This is a genomic window from Dactylosporangium sucinum, from assembly GCF_014647515.1.
In the GTDB taxonomy this organism is placed as follows: Bacteria; Actinomycetota; Actinomycetes; order Mycobacteriales; family Micromonosporaceae; genus Dactylosporangium; species Dactylosporangium sucinum.
This window is the reverse complement of the sequence record NZ_BMPI01000150.1, coordinates 1-5596: the sequence shown is the minus strand read 5'-3', so window position 1 is coordinate 5596 and position 5596 is coordinate 1. Positions and strand designations below refer to the sequence as shown.

Sequence of the window (5596 nt, the reverse complement as noted above, 5' to 3'; positions counted from 1 at the left end):
GAGAAGCGGAACGGGTTGCGGAAGCCCATGGCGTAGACCTCGGGCCGGGTCTGGGCGGTGCCCTGCGGGTAGAGGTTGCCGGCCGGGATGGTGTAGCCGCCGGACGCCGTGGGGCGGATCCGCAGCAGTTTGCCGCGCAGGTCGTTGGTGTTGCCGGCGGTGCGTGCGGCGTCGAGGTTGGCCTTGCCGGAGCGCCAGTCCAGCGGGGCGTAGCCCTGCCAGTTGGGGTCGAGGTTCGGTGGGGTGTCGTCGCCGGTACCGATGTAGAGGTTCCCGTCGGGGCCGAAGGCGATGTAGCCGCCGGTGTGGCCGGGCTCCGGGAACGTGCGGTCCCGGTAGGCGGGGACGTCGATGACGACGACCTCGCTGGCGAGGTTCAGCGTGTCGCCGCTGAGCGTGAACCGGGAGACGCGGTTGATGTCGGTCGGGCTCGCGGCGGGGGAGTGGTAGAGGTACACGTAGCCGTTGGTGGCGAAGTTCGGGTCGAGGGCCAGGCCGGTGAGCCCGTCCTCGCCGCCGGTGTAGACGCTCAGCGTGCCGGCCGTGACCGTCGTGTTCGTGCTCGGCTTGAAGATCTTCACCTGGCCGGCCCGCTGGACGTAGAGGACCCGTCCGTCGGGCGCCACCGCCAGGGCCATCGGGTCGGCGGTGTTGTCGTCCAGGGCGCGCTTCTCGAAGTTGCCCCAGACCGTGCCGCCGCAGTCGCCCGCGGCGTTGCCGGCGGCCCACCGCACGCCGCCGAGGACGTGGTTGCGGAAGTTCGTCTCGCTGTACGACTCGATGGCGTGGCCCATCGCGGTCGTCCAGACCCGCCCGCCGGCGGCGTTGCGGCACCACGAGATCGGGTGGTCGGCGCCCATCGCCGCGCCGCCCGGATTGTAGGTGCGCTCGTCGGCGGTGACGAGCACGTGGACGTCGCCGCGCGGGTTCTTGTCGAAGTTGTACCACTCCTCGCTGCGGTTCCACCGGTCCGGCAGCCCGGCCGTCGACGGGTGCTGCTTGTCGGCGACGATCGCGGTGCCGGGCAGCACGCCGGGGGAGTGCTCCGGCATGTGCGCGCCCGCGTTCACCGTCTGGTCCCACCACGGGTACTCGCTCTCGATGCCCATGTCGGTGGCGTTGTGGATGGCGACGATGCCCTTGCCGGAGGCCAGGAAGCCCTCGACGGCCTGGCGCTGGGCGGTGCTGGTGAAGACCATGCCCGACGTCTGGAACATGATGAGGACGTCGTACGTGGCGAGGTTGGCGGGCGTGAAGACGTTCGCGTCCTCGGTCTGCACGACTTCGAAGTTGTTCGCGGCGGCCTGCTGCTGGAACATCGCGATGCCGGCGGGGATGGAGTCGTGCCGGTAGCCGGCGGTCTTGGTGAACAGCAGGGCGCGGAAGGCGGGCGCGGCCGCCGCGGGCCGGACGAGCGCGATCGACAGCAGCACGCCGATGATCGTGCCCAGGATGAGGGTGCTTCTTCGCATGCCGTTTCCTCTCGGCGGGGCAACGGGACGCGAGCCACGGGCGCACGGGAGCCACCCCGCACCGCCCGTGCGGGGTCCAGCAGAGCGTGAGAAGAGACCGTCGTCCGCCGCGACGCACAGTCACACTTCGCGATCCCGAACCGTGGTCTCGCGACGCTCAGCGTGCTGGAGACATCTCAATAAGTCAATGTCTTCGGGAGTTCGGGCAGGTTGCACCCGGTTTGCCGCCGCGTGGAGCACCGCCGAGTCGGATGATCGGATCGGCGAAGCTGGATGATCGGCGGATGCCAGGCAACGGAATTGTTTCGGTCCGATGACGTCGTTGCCTCCCGGCATCGAAACATTTAATGTCCTCATCGCCAGCTTTAGTGTGGCCAAGCAAAAGTTCAACGTTGAACTTCGAAAGTCCCCACGGTGGGTGCGCGAGCGAGTGCCCGACCGTTAGCGCGATCACCATCGATGGTTACGGTCAGTCAGGGGTTTCCATGCCTGCACCACTGCTCGACATCCGCGGGATCGGCAAGTCGTTCCTCGGCGTCCGCGTGCTCTCCGGCATCGACCTCGACCTGCGCGCGGGCGAGGTGCACGCGGTCGTCGGCGAGAACGGCGCCGGCAAGTCGACCCTCATGAAGATCATCTCCGGCGTGTACGCGCCGGACGGCGGCACGCTCACGCTCGACGGCGCGCCGGTGACCTTCCGCGGGCCGCGCGACGCGCAGCGGGCCGGCGTCGGCATCATCCACCAGGAGTTCAACCTGCTGCCCGAGCGCACCGTCGCCGAGAACGTGTTCCTCGGCCACGAGCCGGTGCGACGCGGGCTGGTCGACCGCAAGGCGATGCACGCCCGCACCGCCGAGCTGCTGGCCACCGTCGGCGAGACGTCGTTCGACCCGGCCGCGAAGATCGGCCGGCTCGGCGTGGCCCAGCAGCAGGTGGTCGAGATCGTGAAGGCCCTCGCCCTCGACGCCCGGGTGCTCATCATGGACGAGCCGACCGCCGCGCTCGCCGACCACGAGGTCGAGCTGCTGTACCGCCTCGTGCGCCGCCTGCAGGAGCGCGGCATCGGCCTGCTCTACGTCTCGCACCGCCTCGCCGAGGTGTTCGACCTGTCCGGCCGCATCACCGTGCTCAAGGACGGCCGCCGGGTCACCACGCTCGACACCGCCGGGACGAGCGCCGACCAGCTCGTGCGGCACATGGTCGGCCGGGACCTCGCCGGGTACTTCCCGCCCAGGGCGGCCGAGGGCGACCGCGGCGCGGTCCGGCTCGCCGTGCGCGGCGGCACCAACCGCAAGCTGCGCGGCGTCACGCTCGACCTGCACGCGGGGGAGATCCTCGGCATCGGCGGCCTGCAGGGCTCGGGCCGCTCCGCCCTGGCGCGCGCCCTCTTCGGCGCCGATCCGTTCACCGCCGGCACGGTCGAGCTCGACGGCGCGAACGTGCAGCTGCGCTCGCCCCGCGCCGCGATCCGGGCCGGCATCGCCTACGTGACCGAGGACCGCAAGGGCGAGGGCATCGTCGCCGGCCAGTCGGTCCTCGACAACGCACTGCTGGCCGGGCGCGCGATCGGGCCGCTGTACCGGGGGCGCGGCGCCCGCACGGTGAAGGTCCGCGACCTGCTCGCCACCGTCGAGGTGCACGCCGCCGGCGAGGACCAGGAGATCCGGTTCCTGTCCGGCGGCAACCAGCAGAAGGTCGTGCTCGCCCGCTGGCTCGCGCTCGGCCCGAAGATCCTGCTCTTCGACGAGCCGACCCGCGGCATCGACGTCGGCGCCAAGTCGGCCATCCACGACCTGGTCCGCCGGCTCGCCCGGGACGGCGCGGCCGTGCTGATGATCTCCTCCGAGCTGCCCGAGCTGCTCGGCATGAGCGACCGGATCGTCGTCATGCGCGACGGCGCGATCGCCGGCGAGCTGCCCGCCGGCGCCACCGAGGAGGAGGTCGTCGGCCTGGCGACCGGAGCCCTGACCGAGGAGGCCGCATGACCGTGGCGTCACTGACCGCCGTCACCAAGGCGGGACCCGCGAGAGGCGTGTACCTGGCCCTCGCGCTCACCCTGGCGATCGGCTGGATCGTCGTCGCCGCCGAGGGCGGCCAGCTGTTCAACCAGTCCACCGTCGTCAGCCTGCTGCACGTGGCGACCGCCCTCGGGCTGGTCGCCGTCGGGCAGACGATCGTCATCCTGGCCGGCTCGCTGGACCTGTCCGTCGCCTACGTCATCAGCCTCAGCACCCTCGTGGCCGCGGAGACGATGGCCGGCCGGGACGGCAACATCCTGCCGGCGGTCGGCCTGGTGCTCCTGGTGGCCGCCGGGGTCGGGCTGCTCAACGGACTGCTGGTGACGAAGCTGCGGATCAACGCGTTCATCGCCACAGTCGGCGTCGGGCTGCTGCTCAAGGGGTACCTCGACAACGGCTACGACGGCCCGGCCGGCAAGACCGCCCCCGCGTTCGTGCAGAGCCTCGGCTACCAGCGCATCGGCCCGGTCCCGGTCGCGTTCCTGCTGCTGCTCGGCGTCGCCGCCGCCGTCTGGTTCGCGCTGCGCAGCACCCGCTTCGGCCACCACCTCATCGCGATCGGCGGCGACCCCGACGTCGCCCGGCTCTCCGGCGTGCGCACCGGCCGGGTCCTCGTCGTCGCCCACGTCCTGTGCGCGCTCTGTGCCGGCCTCGCCGGCATCTACCTGGCCAGCCGGCTCGGCTCCGGCGCGCCCCGGGTCGGCGTCGAGGGCCTCTACGACCTCGAGTCGATCGCCGCCGTCGTGCTCGGCGGCACCGCCCTCGCCGGTGGCCGCGGGGGTGTGCTCGGCACCGTCGGCGGCGTGCTGCTGCTGGCCAGCATCGACAGCATCTTCAACCAGCTCGAGGTCGACGCGTTCTTCAAGCAGGTCATCCGCGGCGTGATCATCATCGCGGCGGTGGCCGTCTACGCCCGGCGGATGCACCGGCGGGCCGCGACCCGGAAGGCGGCGGCATGACCACCGAGACCCAGACCCGCCCGCTGACGAGGCGACTCAACGTCGGTACCGCCCCCGTGCTGGGCCTGCTCGCGATCCTGCTGGCCCTCATGGCGTTGCGGCAGCCCGACTTCTTCGCCCCGGCCTCGCTGCTGTCGTTCATCGGCCGCTCCGCGCCGATCATCCTGCTCGCGGCCGGGCAGTACTTCGTCATCGTCTCCGGCGAGTTCGACCTCTCCGTCGGCTCGCTCGTCACCGCGCAGGTCGTCGTCGCGGCCCGGCTCATCGACAGCGACCCCGGCCGCACCTGGCCCGTCGTGCTCGTGGTGCTCGCGTTCGGCGTGGTCGTCGGGCTGGTCAACGGCCTGGTGACGACGCTGCTGCGGGTGCCGTCGTTCATCACGACCCTCGGCATGTACCTCATCCTCGTCGGCGCCGTCTACTTCTGGTCCGACGGCGCCCCCAAGGGCGGGCTCTCCGAGGAGTTCCGCCGCTTCGGCCGCCGCGCGTTCGAGGACGTGCCGCTGCTCGGCCGGGTCCCCTACGCGCTGCTCGTCCTGCTCGGCGCGGCCGCGCTCGCCGTCGCCGTCACCCGCTCCGACTTCGGCCGCACGCTCGTCGCCGTCGGCGGCAACCCGCGCACGTCCGAGCTGTCCGGCGTGCGGGTCTGGCGGGCCAAGACGATCGCGTTCGTGCTCAGCGGTGTCGCCGCCACCGTCGCCGCGATCCTGCTCGGCGGCTACAGCGGCGTGTCGTTCCAGGCCGGTGCCGGCCTGGAGTTCGGCGCCATCACCGCCGTCGTGCTCGGCGGGGTCGCCCTCGGCGGCGGCCGCGGCTCGGTCGCCGGCGCGATGCTCGGCGCGCTGACGCTCGAGACCCTCTTCGCGCTCATGAACTTCTACGGCGTCTCCGGCGCCCTCCGCGCCACCGTCCAAGGCGTGATCATCATCGCCGCGGTCGCGGCCGCCTCGCTCCGCACCCCGTCCAAGTAGAGGAGAACCATGCGAAAGACCATGGCCGTCGCCGCCGCGGCGCTGCTGGCCCTCGCCGGCTGCGCCACCGACGAACCCACCACGAGCGCGTCCGGCAGTGCGTCGCAGGCCGCCGGGTCCGGCACCGGCGAGCAGTCGAAGTTCTTCGTCCAGGCCGACTACGACAACGAGCTCGC

The 5596-nt window shown here is 71.8% G+C and carries 4 protein-coding genes; 3 read left to right on the top strand and 1 reads right to left on the bottom strand.

Annotated elements, in window-relative coordinates:
- On the bottom strand, positions 1-1472 hold a 1472-nt coding region (locus tag IEZ31_RS55285), incomplete at its 3' end, for a ThuA domain-containing protein (protein ID WP_190258212.1).
- 485 nt (positions 1473-1957) lie between these two features.
- Here IEZ31_RS55285 and IEZ31_RS55280 point away from each other — a divergent pair.
- From IEZ31_RS55280 to IEZ31_RS55270, 3 genes are read left to right on the top strand one after another with little or no spacing between them, the layout of a single operon-like run.
- Complete coding sequence (locus IEZ31_RS55280; RefSeq protein ID WP_190258211.1) at positions 1958-3457, top strand: sugar ABC transporter ATP-binding protein; 1500 nt, start codon at positions 1958-1960, stop codon at positions 3455-3457.
- A complete protein-coding gene (locus tag IEZ31_RS55275; RefSeq protein ID WP_190258210.1) occupies positions 3454-4449 on the top strand; it encodes an ABC transporter permease in 996 nt (331 codons plus the stop codon). Before IEZ31_RS55280 ends, IEZ31_RS55275 begins: the two co-directional genes overlap by 4 nt.
- Positions 4446-5420: an ABC transporter permease gene (locus IEZ31_RS55270; RefSeq protein WP_190258209.1), complete on the top strand. Its 975-nt coding sequence runs from the start codon at positions 4446-4448 to the stop codon at positions 5418-5420. Before IEZ31_RS55275 ends, IEZ31_RS55270 begins: the two co-directional genes overlap by 4 nt.
- Positions 5421-5596: the final 176 nt, after the last annotated feature.

Excerpts from the sequence above, each read along its gene's own strand:
- IEZ31_RS55280 (WP_190258211.1), top strand. The coding sequence starts at position 1,958 with ATGCCTGCACCACTGCTCGACATCCGCGGGATCGGCAAGTCGTTCCTC.
- IEZ31_RS55275 (WP_190258210.1), top strand. The coding sequence starts at position 3,454 with ATGACCGTGGCGTCACTGACCGCCGTCACCAAGGCGGGACCCGCGAGA.
- IEZ31_RS55270 (WP_190258209.1), top strand. The coding sequence starts at position 4,446 with ATGACCACCGAGACCCAGACCCGCCCGCTGACGAGGCGACTCAACGTC.